This is a genomic window from Legionella stuttgartensis (assembly GCF_977063405.2).
Map to the genome: position 1 here is coordinate 236,217 of NZ_CDRUHA020000108.1, position 21,168 is coordinate 257,384.

Sequence of the window (21,168 nt, forward strand, 5' to 3'; positions counted from 1 at the left end):
GTAACCAAGATAAACATCTAGCTTGAAAATCGTTCGTCTATAGAATTGATTAATTTTTGATGAATCCCATTAAAGCCTCGGTTACTCATAACTAAAACAGCGTCTCCTGCTTGTACTGTATTGGTTATTTCTTCAATTATTTCTTCATGGTTTTTACAAATCTTATAAGGACAAGTCCAGTTGCTTATCGTTTCATGCAAATTAAAATCCTGGGGCTCCAAAACATACGCACCATGAACGGGTTGCAAAGCATGCGCCATTTCATCGGCATGAACACCAGTACGCATGGTATATGATGCAAACTCTAACACTGCAAAAATACGTTGATGTCTATTACTTCGTTTCAAAGCATCTACTGTTCGCATAATGGCTGTAGGATGATGTGCAAAATCATCATAAACCGTTACATCATGTTTATTTGAACGAACCTCTAATCGACGTTTTACTGGTGTAAAGCGTTCTAAAGCTTCAGCTGCTACTTGTGGATCAACTCCAGCATTTACACTCGCAGCAAGAGCTGCCAAACCATTTTCCACATTAAAACGCCCTATTAATGGCCATTTTACTTCGGCTACTTCCTTTCCATGATGAAATACTTTAAACGCAGAACCATTTTCCTCAATTAATTGGGCTGCCCAATGAGCATCCCCGTCCAAAGCCAACTCTTCGAACCGTGAGTATTTGCCACGCTCAATCACTTCATTCAATGCTTTATCATCTCGAGGTTTAATCGCAACACCACTGGCAGGAATAGTTCGCAACAGATAATGAAATTGCAATTGGATCGCTGCTAAATCAGAATAAATGTCAGCATGATCAAATTCCAGATTGTTTAAAATAGCAATTCTTGGGCGATAATGCATGAACTTAGGTCGTTTATCAAAAAACGCGCTATCATATTCATCTGCTTCGATCACAAACCATTTACCCGTCCCAAGACAAGCACTCGTCTTAAAATCGGAAGATACGCCACCAATTAAAAAGCCAGGATTAAATCCCGCTTGATGTAAAATCCATGCAATCATCGACGTAGTAGTCGTTTTGCCATGCGTCCCGGCAACAGCGATTACTTGATATTTGGATAAAATATTTTCCGCAAGCCATTGTGGCCCAGAAGTATACTGTTTACCTGATTCAATGACCGCCTCAAGTACTGGCATACCTCTTTTGATCGCATTACCCACAATAACTACGTCTGCTTCTAATGCTAAAGTAGGATCATCATATCCTTCCGTCCAGATTATTCCTTTTGCTACAAGCAAATCGCTCACTGGTGGATAACAATTTGCATCACTTCCAGTAACTTTATGACCCGCATCACGTGCTAGTAAAGCTAAAGCGCTCATAAAGGTTCCGCTTATACCTAAAATATGTAAATGCATGATAATCCTAATCTCATTGTAATAAAGAAACAGTTAAAATGTTAACCGCTATTAAACCAAATGCGGCTAAGACCGATTGAATCGCTGTTGTGTTTAAAGCGAACTTATATATATGTGCTATGATAACAAACTGCCAAACAGATAATCCTAAACTGAAAAACAAATAAAGAATACCTACAAATATTAATAAGGGATTTTTTAGGTTAGGAAGAGACAGGTGAGGTGCAAGAATCAATAACGGTACCACTAATATATGAATGATAATATTGATACAGAATAACGATGTGACCGTTTGCACCAATCGTGATGTCAATCCTTTAAAATACAACGCCAGATAAGTATAAATGATATAAGAAATAACCAAGCATATTGAAATGAATACATTATTGATTAGATCTTCAGAAGAATTGAAAAAAGAATAATCCCATTCAAGCGTTATAAGTAAAACTAACAAAATACTACTTAATACCATTAGAGAAATGGAATAAGGTGTATTTTCCGGACTATCTTTAAATAAACAAATATCCCAATAACGATCAAATATAAGATGTAACATTTAAGCTAAATCCATAAGATTAGGATTCTTCCTTTTTCATTATTTTCTTCACAATATCAAGTTGTTGCACAACAGGTTCGTTCCAAGGTCCTGAAATTTTGTAACTATACGCAGAAATCTTTTGCATACTTTGGTTAATAATTTTATTTGCCACCCAGGCTGCAACCCCAGCTACAGGACCACCAGCAATAGTTGCAACAACAGGCAAACTTGCTGTTATATGTGGGGATATTTTCAAGTTCAGATCATAAGTATGTTTTACTAAATCAAGATCTCCTTTCATGCTTGCATAAGCAACTGGTCCATCAAGATAACTGTCTTGAGTACCCATAATTCCCTTATTCACAATAAAATTTCCCTGAAAAATATCGAAACTATATCCTTGATGTGCCAAATCACTAAAATCTAATTGTAAGCGGCGTGGAATTGTTTGCAAGCTTAGAATACTTAATAATTTACCGAGACCTAACTTTTCTTCTGTCTCCTTACTTAAATGCGTAATTCTTCCATTTTTAAGTTGTAAATACATACTCCCTTTTAACGAAGCAAGAGAGAATTGATATAAACTCTTTTTCCAACCACCATGAAACTCCATATATCCTTTTTTTGCATGGACGGTTGGCGTTACATGCCATCGCTCTAGAGTTTTAGCCAAATTGGTAATATTCAGTTTTAGATCAAGATTCGTCTGATTTATATTCTCCTTTTGAATCCATTCTCCCTGAACATTCAACTGATATACGGGGGAAGTAATCTGGCAATAGTCAATTTTAAATTTTTCAGCTGTGGATTGACTTTTTAAAGTTACATCACCAACCTGCACTTTTCCTACAGACAAATTGTCAACTCGTAAATTAAGATTTGGTATTTGGTTTGGATGCACTTGGGTACTCTCAGTGAAATCCTCCCCAACTGTATCAATCTTCTCTAAATTTAAATGGTATACATGGCCACTTAATTCATTTGCAGGTGATCGATAGATTAAATCTGCAGCAATATTTTTCTGCTGTAAATTAAAAGACCAATCCTTACTCGGCAATATCTTTGCTTTCACTATCATTTTATTAAATTGCTGTTTCATAAAACTCAATTTATCTATAGTGACATTAATAATTCGTAAATTGTTTAATAGCGATGCTCCTGTTTTTGGGGATGAAAATTGATTATATACATCCCTCCATTCGTGCAGATCAAATCCTTTTAAGACACCGACAATAGATAGCCCGGGCAGTTTTTGATTTACAGCATTAGCAGCACCTAAACGAACTTGTCCTGAGTCAAAAGCATAAACTTCCTTCGTGTTTTTAAACAGCAGATCCGCGCTTAAGCGTTTGTCATAATTTCCGCGTAAACGCATACTATTTTTCGCATTGAGCTCGAGATTTAATTCAAGAGCTGCCTTTGTATCCGATTTTTTACCTAAGGGCTCCGGTAAATTAACCTCCAATCCTTCCAAAGAACTAGTAAAACTGATGCTGTCGGCATCAGAAGGTTTATCACTTAACTTCAACACTGCATTCATATCTAATGAACCATCAACTACAGAAAGAAATGGCAATTTAAATTGATTTTTCAAGGAATCAACCGTGCATTTCCCAGTAATAGCAATCGTTGTAGCAGGTTTTGGGGCTTTAACTGATTGAACTTTGATATTCATTGGATGTCCCAAGATACTGGCGAACAAATAACTGTCAGTTATCCCTGTTTCATTAAACATCAACCCACCTGAAACATTTCGCACAGCAAATTGACCTAATTCATGATTGACTGTTATCGTATTATTTTTAAAGGTCACATTTCCTTTAGCAAGTACCTCATCATTTTCTGGATATAAAGGCACTTGTACACTCAAATCAAGTAAAGCGGCTCCTTTGACGGACAACATCTTTAAAAGTGACAGTTTTTTCCTTAAAGGAGACGCCATCACATAATTCATCATTTTTTGTACTGATGCATCAATTTTTCCAGTCACCAGTAAATTCTCTTTATTTTTTCCTATGTCATGAATACGCAAAAACATTTGCTTTGCAGGTACACCCTGAAAGTTAGCATGGACTATATCAATATTAAGATTACGGTTTTTAAGATGGATGTACCCATCAATCTCTTTGACCACAGGCCATTTGGAGTTAATCGCAAGCTCACCCCCGCTTGCATAACTTTCGATACTGAACTCGCCTGTATTGTTATCAAAAGGGAAATCTTTTGCCAAACCATTAACCCTTACTCGGCCACTAGCAACTGCGATACGCTTTACGTCATTCTTCAGCCAAAGATATAATTTAGGTTTCATGTATTTTTTAGGTAAAAAAGCAACCCATTGTTGCCAATTTTTCCCAGAAAATTCAGCACCAATGCGAATATTACCTACCGATTGGCGAGTCGCTTGATCGATTGCACCTTGCATACTTAATGTGAGTTCGGGCTGGTTTATTACAAGTCGTTCCACACTTATTCGCAAACCATCGCTTAACTCTTTCCAATCAAAAGCTCCATTAAGTAATGTTAATGTTTGTTCAGGATAACCCTTAACTTTTACTGAGATATTTTCAGAGTCAAGTTCTAACCTTCCCTGTTCCGGCTGCCAATTTATTACGCCTGAAAGATTTTTTACTTGAGGGATATTGCCACTGGCATTCCATCCTAATTGCTCAAAACGAGTTAAAACGTAATTTATTGAATAGTCACTAATGGAAAAATCATTTCCTCTTATTAGTAACGGATCAGGGACATTCTGAGATATATTGAGAGATGCCGGTGATTCTGATGTTACAGTAAAGGTGTTAAAAACTGGAATTGGTGGAATAACTGAAACATTAGTATTTAAGGCGACAAGAATCTGGGTATCTTGCAAGACTCCTTGAGGCTTCATACTCAATATTTTTTGGATACTTTTAGGCCAGTTAATCGCATTGGAAAACAACGATTCAATAATGATTGATTTTACAAACAACTGGTAACTTTGTTGTTCCTTATTGTATTTAAGCAATAACTTGTTCTCAGGCCATGTTACACCACCAATTCGCAATTTAATCGGATCAGCTTGAAACGTCCAACCCAAATTGTCGGGCTTCCAGGAGAGGTTGGCAAAGAAAGATTGAATCAGCTGGCTCTGTTGATTGTTTAGTAGTCTCCAGGCCAGTCGCTTAAATCTTACCTGCGCTTGTATTGAAGATATAGCACCATGATGCACATCAAGCCATAAATTAATAGAACCCTTACCACCTTCCAAATGTTCAGTTGCTTTAGGAATTAAACTTTGCCATTGAGCAGGTACAACATTTTTGGCTGAAAAATAAAACTTCCCTTCAATATCCTCAAAATGATCTGGATCAAAATATCCATCGCCTAACAGCTGAAAATTAGTGCTGCTTGTTTGTGCAAGCTGAGCTTCGCCCTTAAATTTGTAATGTCCTCCCCGATTTACTACCGATACATTTAAACCATTAACAGGAATCAAGCCTCCATCACTAAAATGGAAATATGCTGAAACCTGTTTGATAATTAAGTGTTCTTGTTGGGATAGCCAGATCAAAATTTGTTTGGTTTTCTCAGGAGTCATATCGCTGCTATTTAGCGAGTCGGTTGCAACACCATCAATAGTCCAGTGATGATCCTTTTCTCTCAAATTGAGATGCATGTCATCAATATAAAGGACTCCAGGCTGGATCTGCCAAGTCCATAATGATTTAAATAGGTTAATACCAACTAACAATTTATTGATACGAAAAGCTTGGTCTGAATCATTGCCTAATGTAACCTGATGTAATTTAAGTACTGGCTGAAACCAATACCATCCTGTTTCCATTGTTTGTATGGTTACAGGTTGCCCGATGAGAATTGAGAGATGCTGCTCAACCTCTCCCTTATATTCTTTTGCCCAGGGAGTCAAAGATCGGAATATGCTGGATAAAACGGCCATAAAAATAATTAGGATAGCTAAAAGCATCCAAATTCTTTTTATTACTTTACTCACGCCTAGTTTTCGATTACTCATTGGTTTTTTTACTATACCATTGCTTTTGCGCATACTCATCACTTTCTTTTTGTTCGATGCGCTGGAGTTTGAGTTGTTCACTCTTGTTAACCCGGTCAACCAATTGATTGACTCCTTCTTCAGAAATTTTTGCTTGTTTGTAATTCAGTTCGGCCTTAGACCTTAGCTTCCCTAAATAAGCTAAATGCGTATTCAATTGTATTAAAGCTGTGTCCAAATGGCTAATAAAATCGATGCGATTACGTAGTCGAGCTACTACGGTTCCTTGTTCACCGATTTTTTCAACTTGCTTTAAATAATCTTGACGATAAGATACCAATTGTTCATGCTTTAACTTATTATGTTTGAATTGCTCCTGTGCTTTTAAAAGATCCTGATATGCAGCATAGGTCGCTTCCTTCTTGATCTGCAACAGTTGTTTTAAACGTTCCAATCGCTGACTCATCAATTAGCCCCAAAAGATGATACTAATTGAGATAACATCGATACACTTTCTTTATAAACAACTCGTTCGTTGATACCCTGCTCCATATATTCCCTGATTTTATCTCGAGCCTGAATCGCTTTATCAAGATTAGGATCGCTTCCCTTAGCATAAGCACCCAGAAGTATGAAATCTTTGTTTTTCTCATACAATGATAAATATTTTTTGAATAATAGCATATCATTTATTTGTTGTTCAGGTACTATAGTTTGCATTACTCTGCTTATCGAAGCTTCCAAGTCAATAGCAGGATATTGTCCTTCTTCAGCAATCGATCGACTTAGAACAATATGCCCATCCAAAATAGCCCGCGCTGCATCCGCAATCGGATCCTGCAAATCGTCCCCTTCAGTTAAAACGGTATAAAATGCAGTAATCGAACCGCTACCTGGTTCTCCATTACCAGCCCGCTCAACAAGCTTTGGTAATTTGGCAAACACAGAGGGAGGATAACCTTTCGTTGCTGGCGCCTCGCCAATAGATAGCGCAATTTCTCTTTGTGCCTGAGCAAACCGAGTTAATGAATCCATCAGGAGAAGCACATGCTTGCCCTGATCGCGAAAATATTCAGCAATACTCGTGGCTACTTTAGCACCATGCAAACGCATTAGCGGGCTTTCATCTGCAGGAGCTGCTACAACAATCGCGCGTTTCAAACCTTCTTCACCTAGATTCAATTCAATAAATTCTTTGACCTCTCGACCACGCTCACCAATCAACCCAACCACCACTATGTCCGCTTGGGTAAAACGAGTCATCATTCCTAACAAAACAGATTTCCCTACACCTGATCCCGCAAATAATCCAATTCGCTGTCCGCGCCCAACAGTAAGTAATCCATTAATTGCTCGAATGCCTACATCCAAAGGTGTATCTATGACTGCCCTTTTCAAAGGATTAACTGCTGGGCTAATTAAAGGATATGAATCCTTCATCTCAAGAGGTGGACCATCATCGATAAGAACCCCAGATCCATTGACAACTCGGCCAAGTAATTGAGTTCCAACTGCAACCTGAGCGACACGTCCAGTTGGGGTAATGATCATTCCTGGTGCAAGTCCTTGAATTGCGCCTATAGACATTAAATAAACTCGATCTTGACTAAAACCAACAACTTCGGCTTCAATCGTACGAGATTCATCAATAGTAATAAAACAACGTGCACCAACAGGTTGATTAAATCCTTTGGCCTCTAAAGTAAGACCTACTGCCCGGCTTATACGGCCGCAATGCAATAGCCCTGAATGTTCCTTTTCACGAATTTCAGACAATACCTCAACCAGATGAGACTCATAAATTTTCATCGGTTAACCCTGATCTTTTAAGGGTGCAATCAGGTTATCCTGAGTAATATACTTTGTAAACAAAGTTGCTAAACGGGTATATACTCGGCCATCTAACTCACTGTGTTCACCTTTTAAATAGAAATCACCACGACTCAATAAAGGATCTGCTACCAAAATCTCTAGCAAACCTGGTATCTCTTTTTCACCAAATTCACTTTTAACCCAATCTACATCATCTGGATGCATCGCAAGTATTTTATTAGTTTGTAAAGAAGGTAACTCTAATTTGATGGCATTGAGTAAGTTTTTTAATTGGTCAGGATTAACGGATAACTCTACCCCAATACAGTGTTGACTTAGCCAAATTACAGTTTGAATTATTTCTTGCGTCACTTGTTCGTCTAAAAGCTTTACTGGATTTTGTAATAGATCAAACCAACGTACGAACTGCGCCCTTTTGTCATTAATTTCGTCCTGCGCTTGCTTCATCCCCTCTGTATAACCTTTTTTTATAGCTTCTTGCTTCAGGCGCTCACACTCCGCAAGAAAAAGTGCCTCTTCATTAATTTCTACTTTCGCTTCATTATCTATAATCGATTCATATTCCCAAGCACTAAACCCGCTATTACCTTCTTTTTTCTTAAGGAAAGGCTCAAAATCATTCGACATATGCTTATCATCCTGAAAATCATATTTAATCATAAATGTGGCTCTTTTGCATTGCCATGAAACCAAAGAAAAAAATCTTAGTTTGTTGCGGTACAATCCGCTAAATCATATCATCGCCACCTTTGGATCCCAGGGCAATCTTGCCGTCTTCAGCAAGGTTTTTTGCAATACCCAGAATATCACGCTGAGCACGCTCTACATCAACAACTTTCACAGGACCTTGTAGTTCAATATCCTCACGCAATAAATCAGCAGCGCGTTTAGACATATTGGAGAATATTTTTTCCTTAGTCGGCTCAGTAGTCCCCTTTAAAGCCAGTTTTAATTGTTCAGGCGTTACATCACGCAATAACGTCTGCATGCTTCTATCGTCCATATCCACCAAATTCTCAAAGACAAACATTTTATCTCTGATTTTTTCACTTAATTCTTCGTCCCAATCTTTTATTTTATTTAATACCTCTTCTTCCATAGCACCATCGAAATAGTTGATTACATCAGCAACACTCTTAATTCCTCCTACAGAGGCGGTTTTACTTACTTTCTGACCGCTGAGTTGTTTTTCTATAACTTGTCCTAGCTCGGAGATAGCTTCTGGCTTGACTGTATCAATATTACACATACGTAATAGGACTTCCGATCGTTTTTCAACACTAAAATAGCGCACTACTTCAGCTGCTTGCTCACTATCCAAATGAATTAATATGGTGGCAATAATTTGTGGATGCTCGTTACGAATTACATCAGCAATTAATCGCCCATCCAGCCATTTTAATCGGTTAAGCCCACTGTCTTTATCAGAGACCAAAATTCGGTCAATGAATGGAGTCGCCTTCTCTAATCCTAGAGCTTCAATGAGTACTGTACGTAAATAATGCTCAGTGTCTACAGTTAGGCTCGTTTGCTCACCAATAGCATGGGTAAACTCCACCATGACATTTTCCATTTTTGCTTTAGTAACATTACTTAGTGTCGACATTGCAACACCAACCTTTTGTACTTGCCTCGGCTCCAAATGTCTTAATACTTCAGCAGCATTTTTTTCGCCCATACTTAATAGCAAGATGGCCGCACGCTCTATTCCATCCATAGTTACCCCCGATCAACCCAATTTTTAACTACCTGCGCCACACGTTTGGGTTCCTTATCCACAACTTGTCGTAATAAATTTAATTGTGACTCATAATCATTTGCATCTTTAATTGAAATGGTTCCGTCGTAAGTTAAATCTCCTATAGGCGGCTCCTCACTTACGACACTACCAGCATTTCTATTAGTAGCAAGTGTTTTAAGCATAGGCCTCAGTACGCCAAAGATTAAAGCCAGAACAAATACGGCAGCTCCTGCCTGCTTCACTATGGACCAGAAAATATCTTTCTGCCAAAAACGCTCCTCAGGAATAGCAGCGACGGGGTCGGGTTTGACGAAACCAGTATTAATTACATTCAAACTATCCCCACGTTGTACATTTAATCCAATTGCATCTGCAACAAGCAATTTGATTTGCTCAATTTCCTTTTGGGTCAAAGGAGCTTTAGTCATTTTTTTAGTTTTCTCATCCATTACAGCTCGATTATCTACTAATACCGCAACTGAAAGTCTTTTAATTGTGCCAGGCTGATTTTTAGTATGACTAACCGTTTTGTCCAACTCAAAATTTTTGGTACTTTGCGTACGCATATCTGTGGATTGATTTGTATCTGATGCTGTTTGCTGTTGTTGTTGTGGTGGTGGTCCATTTTTAGGCGGAGCATTCTTGGCTGCAAGAGCAGGATTCGTTTGTGGTGTATTGGATAAAGTGCCGGGAACTCCAACGGCATCACTTGAAGCACTGCGTTTTTCCTGCATGGTTTGCTCGCTACGCAAAGAAGGAAGTTCCGGATTAAACATTTCCTGTGTTTGTTCGTAACTTGTAAAATCAATATCCGCAGAAACTTTTGCCCTAACTCGGCCATACCCAAGTATTGGCGTTAATATATCCTGAATTTTTTGAGCATATTGATGCTCCAAATTTTGCCTATAATCTAAAAAGCGTTCCGTATCAGTAAAAAATGTTTGTCCACCACCTTCATTTAACAATTGTCCATCCTGATCAACAACCGTCACCCGTGTTGCAGATAAATTTGGAATACTGGATGCGACTAAATTCACAATGGCTGCAATTGTATGTTTTTTAAGCTCTAAACCAGAATAGACATCAAGGAAAACTGAAGCACTGGGCTCATGAGCGTCACGGACAAAAGCTGATTCGCGTGGAATTGCTAAATGGACTCGAGCTGATTTAATATCATTGAACTTACTTATAGTACGAGCCAGTTCAGCTTCCAAAGCTTGCTTATAACGCGCATTTTCCATAAATTGGCTGCTATTAAAAGCATTAGCATTGGAAAATAATTCCTCTGATCCGACTGGATCACGAGGTAATCCCTCCATTGCCAATTTAAGCCGTGCATTTTGCAGATTATCAGCTGCAACCATAATCATACTGTTGTTATTATCAATCTTAAAGTCAATTCCATTACGTTCCAATGCAGATACTATCTCAGCCGCGTCGCGTGCATTCATTTGGGTATATAAGGGAACATAATTCGGATCACGGGACCATAAAACAACAGCCAAGCCAATCGCAATACTTGCAGCTACACCTATTAATAAACCAATTTGTCGAGCAATAGAGAGATTTGCAAATTTTGCTGCCACTGTTGATGCACTATCAGCCAATGCCATATTGAACTCCTAATTATACTGGCATATTCATAATGTCTTGGTATGCTTGTACCACTTTGTTACGAACTCGAACAGTAGCTTCAAGCCCCAAATTGGATTTTTGGGCTGCAATCATCACTTCCCCAAGACTAACATTAGGATCTCCCATTTCAAAACGTGTTTTTAAAGAATCCGCTGATTGATTTAACTCATTCACTTGATTCATAGCTTGTTGAAATACCGAGCCAAAAGGAGATTGATTTGCTTCTGTCTCAATGACCCCACCTTCAGCTTTAGCAGACATTGCCTTGATCTGATTTAATAAGTTGACTGTATTAATTTCACTCATATCCCTATTTACCTCATTATTTGGTGTTTTATCCTTTATTTGTTACCCGAGGATTCTCAATATAGAATCCCTTAATCCACGGTTATGGCTTAGCACCTATGCACAAAGCCACAAAGTTTTTTATACTGTATAACCTTCTTCGCGCATTTTTGCTAATTTATAGCGTAATGTACGCTCACTTACCCCCAATAAAGCAGCTACTTTTTGCCTATTTCCTTCATTCTCCACTAAGGTTTTTTCAATCAATTCAAATTCATGAATTTGTAAGTTTTTACTGTTAGCACCTGGAGTGGTTTCAGGGACTAGGGTAGCAGTTAATGACAATTGTAAATGCTCTGCTTCTATAATGCCTTGAGTTTGTAACACCAAAGCACGTTGAATCACATTATCTAATTCACGTGCATTTCCTGGCCAAGGATATGCCAACATCAATTTCTGAGCCGCTGGACATATCACAGGAACAACAGGTTGCTTATGCTGACAATGTTTACGAATCAGATAATTTGCTAAAGGAATGATGTCATTCTTTCTTTCACGTAAAGGATGCCACTGCAAAGGAAACACGTTCAATCGATAAAACAAATCCTCCCTAAAACGGCCAGCCTTGACCTCGTCTTTAAGTTGTCTGTTCGTAGTAGCTAAGATACGAACGTCTAAACTTATTGTTTTATTAGCACCAATTCGCTCTACTTCTTTCTCTTGCAAAACACGGAGTAATTTAGCTTGCAGGCTTAAAGGCATTTCGCTAACTTCATCAAGAAGTAAAGTTCCTCCTTGCGCTTGTTCAAATTTTCCAGGTGTAGATTTGTAAGCACCTGTAAATGACCCCTTTTCATAACCAAATAATGTAGCCTCGAGCATTTGTTCAGGAATTGCAGCACAATTAATTGCAATAAAGGGTTGTTTTTTTCGGGGTGAATGATCATGAATAAAATGAGCTAAAACTTCTTTACCCGTTCCACTTTCACCACTAATCATTACACCAACATCTGATTGTGCTACCTTTAAAGCCATAGTTAATAAAGCTTGGCTTTTAGGATCCTTAGCAATGGGCTCTCCGGTATCTTCATCAAACTCCACTTTAATGTATTGATTTATTTTTTCAGTCAATACTTGAGCGCTGAATGGCTTTTGCAAATAGTCCACAGCACCATGATGGAGCGCATTCACGGCATCTTGTACTGATCCATAAGCAGTCATCAAAATCACCGGTAATCCAAGTCTCCTCTTTTGGATCTCTGCTAATAATTGATTTCCATCCAGTTCATCCATACGAATGTCCGTTAATACTACTGATGGATTATGGATTTCCAAAAGAGCCAAAGCTTCCTTGCCATCTTTAGCGGTAATATATGTATGGCCAGCAATAGTCATTGTTTCAGCCAGCGCTTCCCTTAATACTGGATCATCTTCAACGATTAAAACATGACTCATAGAAAAGTCCTTTTTCTGAGTGTTATAAAAAGGATATCATCCTAAGCCTGGTAAAGCACTTCAAGAATTTTAACTTAAGTTAAATCAGAAGCACTCTGCCATGTTCAGGATGACAACTCAACATATTTACGGCAAAAACAAATTAACCTGTGTACCGACTCCTTCCGTAGATTCTAGACTCAGTCGACCACCATGCGCTTTTACTACCGCGTAAACGACTGCTAATCCCAAACCATTACCTTGGGCTTTTGTAGTATAAAAAGGAGAAAAAGCTTGGTTCTTCACCTCTTCTGTCATTCCTTTACCATTATCCTCTACTGATATTTGTATACCTGAATTATCTATAGATGCAAGTGTTAAATTAATTTCTGTTGCATCTGATTGCAATGAATTGATCACCAAGTTTAAAACAGCACCAATTAATGACTCTGCATGAATTAATGATTCACGAGTATACAGCTGATTATTTACATTGAAGGTGACATTATTAGCTAAAACATATGGCTGTGCACGTTGCACGAGTAAAGAACACCAATAATTCATATCCATACGCGTTGGCTCTATTGTAGTACCTCGCGCAAATAGTAATAAGTCCTGGATTTGTTGCTCAATACTGCTATGACATTCTTGCAATCGATGAATCCAATTTTGAGTACGCAGTTCTAGATCCGGGAGATTGTTCAAATGTTCTGTATACAACATTGCCGAAGCTAATGGGGTTCGGATTTGATGTGCGAGTTGCGCAGTCATTGTACCGATTGAGACCAAGCGCTTTTCATTTTCTTTAGCTTTTTCATAATCCCGTGTAGCAGTTATATCGGTTAAACTAACTAATATACCCGGCAAACTATCCAAAGTAGCGATTGCGACGTGAACTCGACGTCCATCAGCGAGAGAAACTTCATGGCCATCATCAGCACGAGGCACAAAAGCCCGTAAAATCACATCCAACCATAGGGAGTCTAATAATCCATAGCCCAGCATTGCTTCTGCTGGTGGATTTAACCATACAATTCGTCCTTGAGAATTGATAATCACCAAAGCAGTTGGCAAGCTGGATAAGATATCCCACTCAGAAAGAGGTATTTGTGGCCTTACAGCACATGTTTGGTAATTAGAATAATGCATACTTGATGAAATTATTATAATTAATTAGATGACTGTAGCAAATTTAGAATAAAATGAAAATACCATTAAAATCATACAATTAATTACTTAAATATTGTAGTGACTTTTTATTGACATGAACGAATAAGCATGATAAAAATATTGTTATTAAATTATTCAAATAAAGTAATTTTATGACAATTATGCGCCCCAATATGAATATGTGCATGAGCTGCCTGAACATTGTTTTTCAGGTTGAGCATGTGCAGTTGAATTTGGCGCTATAACTTCTCCACAACTCAATACCAATGTTCAGGATACCATCCTTAAAAAGCGCCCTTACTAAAATTAGAGGGCTTGTCCATGAGCATATGCATTCTAAAAGGGATAAACAGCGAATCCATTGATGAAATCAATTATCCGATCATTAAACAATGTTATCAGGAGTTAATTGATGCTTTAGTCACGAAAGGGTTTCCACTCGAACGCATCAAAATTTATTTTGATGATGAAAAGCGGCAAATTCATTTTGACTACTATCCAGATGAATTAGAGGTTCTAATCACATATACTGATTTTGATGAAAAACTACAACTTCATCTAACCCAAAAACCTTTTTCATCCTCTTGGGAGAGTAATCGATACTATCTTTGGCATAATAAATCGGCAGAAGAATATGTGTCTGAGATTAAATCATTACGCCAGTTGTCTATTGATTTGGCAAAAAAAACAAATTATTCCCATCCTGGTTGGAGTTTTTCACAATCATCACATTCTTACTTCTCAGCACTACAAAGAAAAGAGGCATTAAAAAAATCATTTGAAGAATTAAAAGATAAAAATAAACTCCCTAATGGAATCTTCTTAGGGGAAATTCATCATCACAAATTTCCTAAAAAATTTCTTGTTGAAAACCTGGGATACTTTAAGCAGTTAGGAATAAAAACTTTATTTTTTGAGTTTCTTTTTTATGATCGTCATCAAAAATTGCTAGATGCCTATTTTAATAGCGCGAATGAAGAGCTTCCACCCGAACTAGACGCCTATCTATATTTCAAAGATGTAGCAAGTGGATGTGGATTTTCTGGTTATACTGATATAGTTAAAGCAGCCAAAAAGGAGGGGATTCGTATCGTAGCTCTCGATTCTTATCCGGCGATTTTATCCTGTATTAAAAGTTTTCAAATCAAACACTTAGATGGTGACGAACATTTTAGAATTCATAGTTTCAACGGTAACGCAGCAAAAATTATCGAAAAAGAAAGTAATGAGGAACCCTACCTGGCATTTTTAGGTTTTGATCACGGTTATGTTAGTGAAAATTCTCGGTATAAAAACATCAAAAGTGTTGCGGAGCTGTTACCCAATACATGTTCTGTATTCCTTACAGATGGACAAATATCTTATAAAAATTTTTATGCTCCTTTTTTTAGTTACGATAAGCCATTGATATTTAACTACAGCCGACATGATGAAGCAGGAGCCAATATCATTGAGTCCAGTTGGAATCTTCCGGATTGTAAATTATGAAAGAAGAAACGTGTAGTGGTAAAGGAACTTTTAATACTCAAGCTGAGGAGCTCCTGATTTATACTCATACCCATAATTTTGAAGATCCCTGCGTTCGGGATGACGAATAAAATTGGCGAATAGTGAGTCAAGATTGACGTATCATCCAATTTTTTTAACCAAGATGAAGCACAGTGAAATCAAGGGGTTTCTTGATTCGAATATCACCCTTAATCTGGGTTCCTATGCGTTGCACCTAGACTACTATACAGGCTAGGACTCTTGCTTTTTTTCATCAAGCGATCTTAGAAAAGCAAGTTTCTCTGAAATTTTTATTTCCAAACCACGAGGCACGGGTTTATACCAACCAGGCTCCTGCATGCCGTCAGGTAAATAATGTTCTCCAGCCGCGTAAGCATGGGGCTCATCATGAGCATATCGATACTCTTTTCCATGCCCTAGTTGTTTCATTAAACGAGTAGGTGCATTACGCAAATGAATAGGCACTTCTCGAGATTTATCTCGTTTTACAAAGTCTCTAGCTTGATTAAAAGCAACATAGGCTGCATTACTTTTTGCTGCAATGGATAGATAAATGACCGCCTCTCCCAGAGCAAGTTCGCCCTCAGGAGAACCTAGCCTTTCGTATGTTATTGCGGCATCATTTGCAATTTGAATAGCGCGGGGATCAGCTAAGCCGATATCTTCCCATGCCATTCTCACGATGCGTCGTGCCAAATAACGTGGATCCACCCCTCCATCCAGCATTCGGCATAGCCAATATAATGCAGCATCAGGATTAGAGCCACGAACGGATTTGTGTAAAGCAGAAATTTGATCGTAAAAGTTATCACCACTTTTATCAAAACGCCTAACCTGCTCTGCCAATGAATTCATCACAAATTCTTTTGTTACATGTGTATTATTCAATGCAGTACATGCCGTATGTAATTGCTCAAGACTATTTAATAACCGTCTCGCGTCTCCATCAGCAAATGCAATAAGCATTTCTATAGCATCGTCATCAAATTGAATAGAGGATAAAACTGACTGATGCGCCTTTTGAAATAATTGTCTTAACTCCTCATCAGTCAAAGATTTTAAAACATAAACCTGAGCGCGTGACAATAAGGCTGAATTGACTTCAAAAGAAGGATTTTCTGTAGTAGCACCTATGAAAGTGACCAAACCCGATTCAGTATACGGCAATAATGCATCTTGTTGGGCTTTGTTAAAACGATGAATTTCATCAATAAACAATATGGTATGCTTACCAAAGGTTAGATTTTCTTGTGCTTTTTCAACTGCTGCACGAATATCTTTAACCCCAGAGAACACTGCGGAAAGAGCTATCCATTCGCAATCAAAAGCCTCAGCAGTAATTCGGGCAATTGTTGTCTTACCAACACCTGGTGGGCCCCAAAGAATCATCGAATGGAGTTTTTTGGCAGCAAAACTGAGCCGTAAAGACTTTCCCTCCCCTAATAAATGACTCTGACCAATCACTTCATCAAGACTTCGAGGTCTTAAAAGCTCTGCGAGTGGCGGCGTAGGCATTGTCTCAAACAAACTCATTGTTGTACCACATCAACCCCTTTTGGCGTTTTGAATTGAAACAATTTAGTAGCCAATTTAGGATTTAATTTAATTTGCGATAATTGGACTGTAGTTACTTGGCCTAATTGATCGTATAACTCCAATCCTGTTAAGTTATTTTGCCGAAACACTAGTTTTATGCGTTGGAAATTGGCTTTAGGTGATTTTGATTTTAAATCAAAAACGATTTCATCTCCCACATTACTCTGAGTCACAGTAAAATCGCGGGTCACAGTATTGTCATAACCACTTAAAAATAAAGCAGCAGTTCCGCCTAAGCCTTTCTTTTGTGTTTTAACAGTGACTTGTTCTAGGTCTTTATCATAAACCCAAATCTTCTGGCCATCAGCTACCATTAATTGCGCCATTGGCTGCAAAGTTTGCCAACGGAATCGACCCGGTCTTTGTAAGGCCATAGTACCTGATGAACGAGACACTACTCGATGTTTTGCTTTTACAGCTTGCTTAAAATCTGCGGTCATTGAACGAATACTATTTAATTTATTCTGTAGCAATACATCGGGGGTCTCACTAAAAACTGCAGTAGAAATGCTTAAAAGCAATGCTATTAATATTTTTTTCATAACTAATCCTCCGTTACGGATGATACTAAGACATCTCGATAACCACCATCTAATGGCCCCACAATCCCAGTTCGCTCCATTTCCTCAACCATTCGTGCTGCGCGGTTGTACCCTATTTTTAAACGTCGTTGAACTGCAGAAATACTCGCCTTACGCGTTTGAATAACAAACTCTACTGCTTGATCATATAGAGGGTCATCATCCTCTGCGGATTGACCATCTTCATCAGATCCGCCTTCATTGCCATCGCCCGTCAATTTTAAAATATCATCAATATAATTAGGTTCTCCACGAGCACGCCAGTCGTCCGCAATACGATGAACCTCTTTGTCATCAACAAAAGCGCCATGAACTCGTAACGGTGCACCGCTTCCTGGGGCCAAATACAGCATATCCCCATGCCCTAATAATTGTTCCGCGCCTTGTTGATCTAATATAGTACGAGAATCAATTTTTGAGGAAACTTGAAACGAAATTCGTGTTGGAATATTTGATTTGATTAATCCAGTCAAAACATCCACCGAAGGTCTTTGAGTAGCTAGAATCATATGAATTCCAGCAGCGCGGGCTTTTTGAGCAATACGTGCAATTAACTGCTCTACTTTTTTACCCACAACCATCATCATGTCAGCAAGCTCATCAATCATAACGACGATATAAGGTAAAGGTTCTAACTCTGGAGCAGTTTCATCCATTGAGTCAACGGGCTTCCACAAAGGATTAACGAAAGGTTGACCATTGGCGATTCCTTCAGCAATTTTACTATTGAATCCAGCCAAATTCCTTACACCCATAGCAGCCATCAATTTATAACGACGTTCCATCTCTTCAACACACCATCGCAATGCACTAGCAGCTTCTTTCATATCGGTAACAACAGGAGTTAACAGATGAGGAATACCATCGTAAACCGACAACTCCAGCATCTTAGGATCCACCATAATCAAACGTACCTGCTCAGGGGTTGCCTTAAATAAGATACTTAGAATCATGGCGTTGATACCAACTGATTTCCCAGAACCCGTTGTCCCAGCTACTAATAAATGGGGCATTTTTGCTAAATCAACTACGACAGGATGACCTGCTATATCTACACCTAAAGATAAAGAAATCGGTGAATGAGCCTGTTGATAAACATCCGCTAATAGAACATCTGATAATCGGACCATTTCTCGTGAATGATTGGGTAATTCCAATCCGACTACCGCTTTACCTGGAATTACTTCGACCACTCGAACTGAGATTACAGATAAAGAACGCGCTAAGTCTTTAGCCAAGGCCGTCAACTTACTTACTTTAACACCTGCAGCCAATTGTAACTCGAAACGAGTTACTACAGGTCCGGGGTGTACTGCAACTACCCCAGCTTGAATACCAAAATCTAATAAATGTTGCTCAACTTCTCGCGATAAATTTTCTAACTCGTGATGTGTGTACCCACCCATAGGCTTACCTGGCTCACCTTTATCCAATAAGGTTAAAGAAGGTAATTCACCTGAAGTGCTCACTTTGGGAATACGAATTTCTTTTACTTCTTTTATGGGCTTAACGATTTCGGGTTTAAAAATTTCCGGTTTATTATTTTCCGGTTTAAAAATTTCAGGTTTTATTTCATTACTCACTAGAACAGGAGGAATAACCACCTCTTTTTCTTTCTCTATTTTTGGTTTAAATAATTTTGGAGTAGATTTTTCAAGAGGTATTTTGTTGGTTTCTTTTGACTTGGCTCGTGCAAATTGAGTCTTAAAAAAATATGCTGCTTTTTGTACGGTCCTAGAAACATAATTTGCAGTGAACAAAGTATAGAAACCAATGATCTCGAGCGCTTTTATCCAGGATAAACCAGTTAGCCATGTAGTTCCCACTAAAAGCATGGCCAATAAAACCAAGCTTGCTCCATGTAAATTAAGCATTTGATACCAACCGCCCCCCACAGCTTGTCCTATAAATCCTCCGGGGCCATGGATAAAGCTTAATTGACTCATTTCTGCTTCGAGGCTTAATAAGCCACACCCTCCAGCAAACATAAGCATCAAGCCAATAGAACGAAGCAATAAAACTCGTTTATCAAGAGTTTTTAAGGTATGCACATCGTGTAATAAAGCCCATGAAATATAAGCAAAGGCGATGGGTACCAAGTAAGCAAAATACCCAAATGTAAAATACAGGGCATCAGCAATGTACGCACCTACTTGTCCACCTGAATTTGCGACAGCAGCCCCAGCATGCGAAGCATGGGAAAACCCTGGGTCACTGTTTTTATAAGAGAGCAAAGACAAGAGCACAAAAAATGCACTGGTTAAAATTAATATAAAACTACCTTCGCTAAGCCGCTTCACAACATAGCTAGGCATATGTTTTTTAGAAAGACCCGATTTTTTTCCCGAATGTTGTTTTTCCATAGGTATTTTCATATCTTTGTTTTTGTCATAATATTCGCCATCTTAACACAAAATATCAAAATATTAAGGAAGGCAGAGAGAATGAGCTCAAGCAATCATCACCGCTTAATCATATTAGGTTCAGGACCAGCAGGTTACACCGCTGCAGTCTATGCCGCAAGAGCCAATCTTCATCCCGTTTTAATCACTGGCATGCAGCCAGGAGGTCAATTAACGACGACGACAGATGTAGATAACTGGCCTGGCGATATTGAGGGATTACAAGGCCCTGCTCTGATGGAGCGCATGCAAAAACATGCTGAACGCTTTGAAACTCAAATTATTTTTGATCATATTGTTAAAGCAAATCTAGCACAAGCACCTTTTACACTTCAGGGTGATAGCGAAACCTATACTTGCGATGCCCTTATCATTGCTACCGGAGCGTCTGCACGCTATTTGGGACTCGAATCGGAATCAGCTTATCAAGGTCGAGGAGTTTCAGCCTGCGCGACTTGCGATGGCTTTTTTTATCGAAATAAAGCAGTGTGTGTTATTGGGGGAGGAAATACTGCGGTTGAAGAAGCGTTGTATTTATCTAACCTAGCCTCTTCTGTAACTTTAATACATCGACGTGACAGTCTACGTGCTGAAAAAATTCTGCAAGAAAAACTTTTCGAAAAAACGCGTAATGGCAATATTAAAGTAATATGGAACTCCACTCTTGATGAAGTCGTAGGTGATGGTAAAAAAGTAACAGGCGCTTTAATTCGTAATGTACAGAATGACTCGAAAGAGTTATTAAATGTGGATGGCGTATTCATTGCCATAGGACATACACCTAATACTGATTTATTTAAAGATCAACTGATTATGAATAATGGTTATATTGTTATTAAATCAGGACTAGAAGGTATGGCTACCAGCACATCCGTTCCAGGTGTATTTGCTTGTGGAGATGTAGCTGACCATGTGTACCGACAAGCCATTACCTCTGCTGGTTTTGGTTGTATGGCTGCTCTTGATGCAGAAGAATATTTGGATTTGAATTTAAAAAGTTAGTTCTGATTTAGATCGGGTGCAGTGAAAGTGGCTCTTAGAATATAACCCTGCTTCGCTGCTACTCAA

The 21,168-nt window shown here is 38.5% G+C and carries 16 protein-coding genes; 2 read left to right on the forward strand and 14 right to left on the reverse strand.

The annotated features are described in order from the left end of the window. Window positions 1-17: 17 nt before the first annotated feature. The 11 genes from mpl to ACWTEW_RS34700 form a co-directional block, all read right to left on the reverse strand. Entirely contained in the window at window positions 18-1,382 is a 1,365-nt protein-coding gene (gene mpl / locus ACWTEW_RS34650) for a UDP-N-acetylmuramate:L-alanyl-gamma-D-glutamyl-meso-diaminopimelate ligase (RefSeq protein ID WP_454782527.1), read from the reverse strand. 13 nt (window positions 1,383-1,395) lie between these two features. Next, window positions 1,396-1,938 carry a hypothetical protein gene (locus tag ACWTEW_RS34655; RefSeq protein ID WP_454782528.1) on the reverse strand — a complete coding sequence of 181 codons (543 nt, stop codon included), beginning with the start codon at window positions 1,936-1,938 and terminating at the stop codon, window positions 1,396-1,398. A 19-nt stretch (window positions 1,939-1,957) separates the two neighbouring features. Then, on the reverse strand, window positions 1,958-5,935 hold the full coding sequence (locus tag ACWTEW_RS34660) for a YhdP family protein (RefSeq protein ID WP_454782589.1): 3,978 nt from the start codon (window positions 5,933-5,935) through the stop codon (window positions 1,958-1,960). After that, complete coding sequence (gene fliJ / locus ACWTEW_RS34665) at window positions 5,928-6,380, reverse strand: flagellar export protein FliJ (protein WP_454782529.1); 453 nt, start codon at window positions 6,378-6,380, stop codon at window positions 5,928-5,930. Before fliJ ends, ACWTEW_RS34660 begins: the two co-directional genes overlap by 8 nt. Next, window positions 6,380-7,723 carry a flagellar protein export ATPase FliI gene (gene fliI / locus ACWTEW_RS34670; protein ID WP_454782530.1) on the reverse strand — a complete coding sequence of 448 codons (1,344 nt, stop codon included), beginning with the start codon at window positions 7,721-7,723 and terminating at the stop codon, window positions 6,380-6,382. Before fliI ends, fliJ begins: the two co-directional genes overlap by 1 nt. A gap of 3 nt (window positions 7,724-7,726) precedes the next feature. Continuing rightward, window positions 7,727-8,374 carry a flagellar assembly protein FliH gene (locus ACWTEW_RS34675; RefSeq protein WP_454782590.1) on the reverse strand — a complete coding sequence of 216 codons (648 nt, stop codon included), beginning with the start codon at window positions 8,372-8,374 and terminating at the stop codon, window positions 7,727-7,729. 100 nt (window positions 8,375-8,474) lie between these two features. Then, window positions 8,475-9,464 carry a flagellar motor switch protein FliG gene (gene fliG, locus ACWTEW_RS34680; RefSeq protein WP_454782531.1) on the reverse strand — a complete coding sequence of 330 codons (990 nt, stop codon included), beginning with the start codon at window positions 9,462-9,464 and terminating at the stop codon, window positions 8,475-8,477. Window positions 9,465-9,466: 2 nt separating this feature from the next. Then, window positions 9,467-11,101: a flagellar basal-body MS-ring/collar protein FliF gene (gene fliF, locus ACWTEW_RS34685; protein ID WP_454782532.1), complete on the reverse strand. Its 1,635-nt coding sequence runs from the start codon at window positions 11,099-11,101 to the stop codon at window positions 9,467-9,469. Between the two features lie 13 nt (window positions 11,102-11,114). Beyond that, on the reverse strand, window positions 11,115-11,429 hold the full coding sequence (fliE, locus tag ACWTEW_RS34690) for a flagellar hook-basal body complex protein FliE (protein WP_454782533.1): 315 nt from the start codon (window positions 11,427-11,429) through the stop codon (window positions 11,115-11,117). A 120-nt stretch (window positions 11,430-11,549) separates the two neighbouring features. Next, the gene (locus ACWTEW_RS34695) at window positions 11,550-12,863 is read right to left on the reverse strand and encodes a sigma-54-dependent transcriptional regulator (protein WP_454782534.1); all 1,314 of its coding nucleotides are present in this window, start codon (window positions 12,861-12,863) and stop codon (window positions 11,550-11,552) included. 126 nt (window positions 12,864-12,989) lie between these two features. Beyond that, the gene (locus tag ACWTEW_RS34700) at window positions 12,990-13,991 is read right to left on the reverse strand and encodes a sensor histidine kinase (RefSeq protein ID WP_454782535.1); all 1,002 of its coding nucleotides are present in this window, start codon (window positions 13,989-13,991) and stop codon (window positions 12,990-12,992) included. Between the two features lie 342 nt (window positions 13,992-14,333). Here ACWTEW_RS34700 and ACWTEW_RS34705 point away from each other — a divergent pair, with 342 nt between their 5' ends. Continuing rightward, a complete protein-coding gene (locus ACWTEW_RS34705) occupies window positions 14,334-15,500 on the forward strand; it encodes a TraB/GumN family protein (protein ID WP_454782536.1) in 1,167 nt (388 codons plus the stop codon). A gap of 252 nt (window positions 15,501-15,752) precedes the next feature. Here the strand turns inward: ACWTEW_RS34705 and ACWTEW_RS34710 are convergent, their stop codons facing one another. The 3 genes from ACWTEW_RS34710 to ACWTEW_RS34720 are packed head-to-tail and all read right to left on the reverse strand — an operon-like array spanning window position 15,753 to window position 20,061. Continuing rightward, on the reverse strand, window positions 15,753-17,054 hold the full coding sequence (locus tag ACWTEW_RS34710) for a replication-associated recombination protein A (RefSeq protein ID WP_454782537.1): 1,302 nt from the start codon (window positions 17,052-17,054) through the stop codon (window positions 15,753-15,755). Beyond that, window positions 17,051-17,659 (reverse strand): outer membrane lipoprotein periplasmic chaperone LolA, encoded by a 609-nt coding sequence (lolA, locus tag ACWTEW_RS34715; RefSeq protein ID WP_454782538.1) that lies wholly within the window; start codon window positions 17,657-17,659, stop codon window positions 17,051-17,053. The genes ACWTEW_RS34710 and lolA overlap by 4 nt, the downstream gene beginning before the upstream one ends. Window positions 17,660-17,661: 2 nt before the next feature. After that, window positions 17,662-20,061 carry a DNA translocase FtsK gene (locus tag ACWTEW_RS34720; RefSeq protein ID WP_454782539.1) on the reverse strand — a complete coding sequence of 800 codons (2,400 nt, stop codon included), beginning with the start codon at window positions 20,059-20,061 and terminating at the stop codon, window positions 17,662-17,664. A gap of 81 nt (window positions 20,062-20,142) precedes the next feature. On the opposite strand from ACWTEW_RS34720, the gene trxB reads away from it, so the two are divergent. Next, complete coding sequence (trxB, locus tag ACWTEW_RS34725) at window positions 20,143-21,102, forward strand: thioredoxin-disulfide reductase (protein ID WP_454782540.1); 960 nt, start codon at window positions 20,143-20,145, stop codon at window positions 21,100-21,102. Window positions 21,103-21,168: the final 66 nt, after the last annotated feature.

Excerpts from the sequence above, each read along its gene's own strand:
- ACWTEW_RS34675 (WP_454782590.1), bottom strand. The coding sequence starts at position 8,374 with ATGTCGAATGATTTTGAGCCTTTCCTTAAGAAAAAAGAAGGTAATAGC.
- fliG (WP_454782531.1), bottom strand. The coding sequence starts at position 9,464 with ATGGATGGAATAGAGCGTGCGGCCATCTTGCTATTAAGTATGGGCGAA.
- ACWTEW_RS34655 (WP_454782528.1), bottom strand. The coding sequence starts at position 1,938 with ATGTTACATCTTATATTTGATCGTTATTGGGATATTTGTTTATTTAAA.
- ACWTEW_RS34720 (WP_454782539.1), bottom strand. The coding sequence starts at position 20,061 with ATGGAAAAACAACATTCGGGAAAAAAATCGGGTCTTTCTAAAAAACAT.
- ACWTEW_RS34705 (WP_454782536.1), top strand. The coding sequence starts at position 14,334 with ATGAGCATATGCATTCTAAAAGGGATAAACAGCGAATCCATTGATGAA.
- ACWTEW_RS34660 (WP_454782589.1), bottom strand. The coding sequence starts at position 5,935 with ATGAGTAATCGAAAACTAGGCGTGAGTAAAGTAATAAAAAGAATTTGG.
- fliJ (WP_454782529.1), bottom strand. The coding sequence starts at position 6,380 with ATGAGTCAGCGATTGGAACGTTTAAAACAACTGTTGCAGATCAAGAAG.
- ACWTEW_RS34700 (WP_454782535.1), bottom strand. The coding sequence starts at position 13,991 with ATGCATTATTCTAATTACCAAACATGTGCTGTAAGGCCACAAATACCT.
- fliF (WP_454782532.1), bottom strand. The coding sequence starts at position 11,101 with ATGGCATTGGCTGATAGTGCATCAACAGTGGCAGCAAAATTTGCAAAT.
- mpl (WP_454782527.1), bottom strand. The coding sequence starts at position 1,382 with ATGCATTTACATATTTTAGGTATAAGCGGAACCTTTATGAGCGCTTTA.
- fliI (WP_454782530.1), bottom strand. The coding sequence starts at position 7,723 with ATGAAAATTTATGAGTCTCATCTGGTTGAGGTATTGTCTGAAATTCGT.
- ACWTEW_RS34710 (WP_454782537.1), bottom strand. The coding sequence starts at position 17,054 with ATGAGTTTGTTTGAGACAATGCCTACGCCGCCACTCGCAGAGCTTTTA.
- lolA (WP_454782538.1), bottom strand. The coding sequence starts at position 17,659 with ATGAAAAAAATATTAATAGCATTGCTTTTAAGCATTTCTACTGCAGTT.
- trxB (WP_454782540.1), top strand. The coding sequence starts at position 20,143 with ATGAGCTCAAGCAATCATCACCGCTTAATCATATTAGGTTCAGGACCA.
- fliE (WP_454782533.1), bottom strand. The coding sequence starts at position 11,429 with ATGAGTGAAATTAATACAGTCAACTTATTAAATCAGATCAAGGCAATG.
- ACWTEW_RS34695 (WP_454782534.1), bottom strand. The coding sequence starts at position 12,863 with ATGAGTCATGTTTTAATCGTTGAAGATGATCCAGTATTAAGGGAAGCG.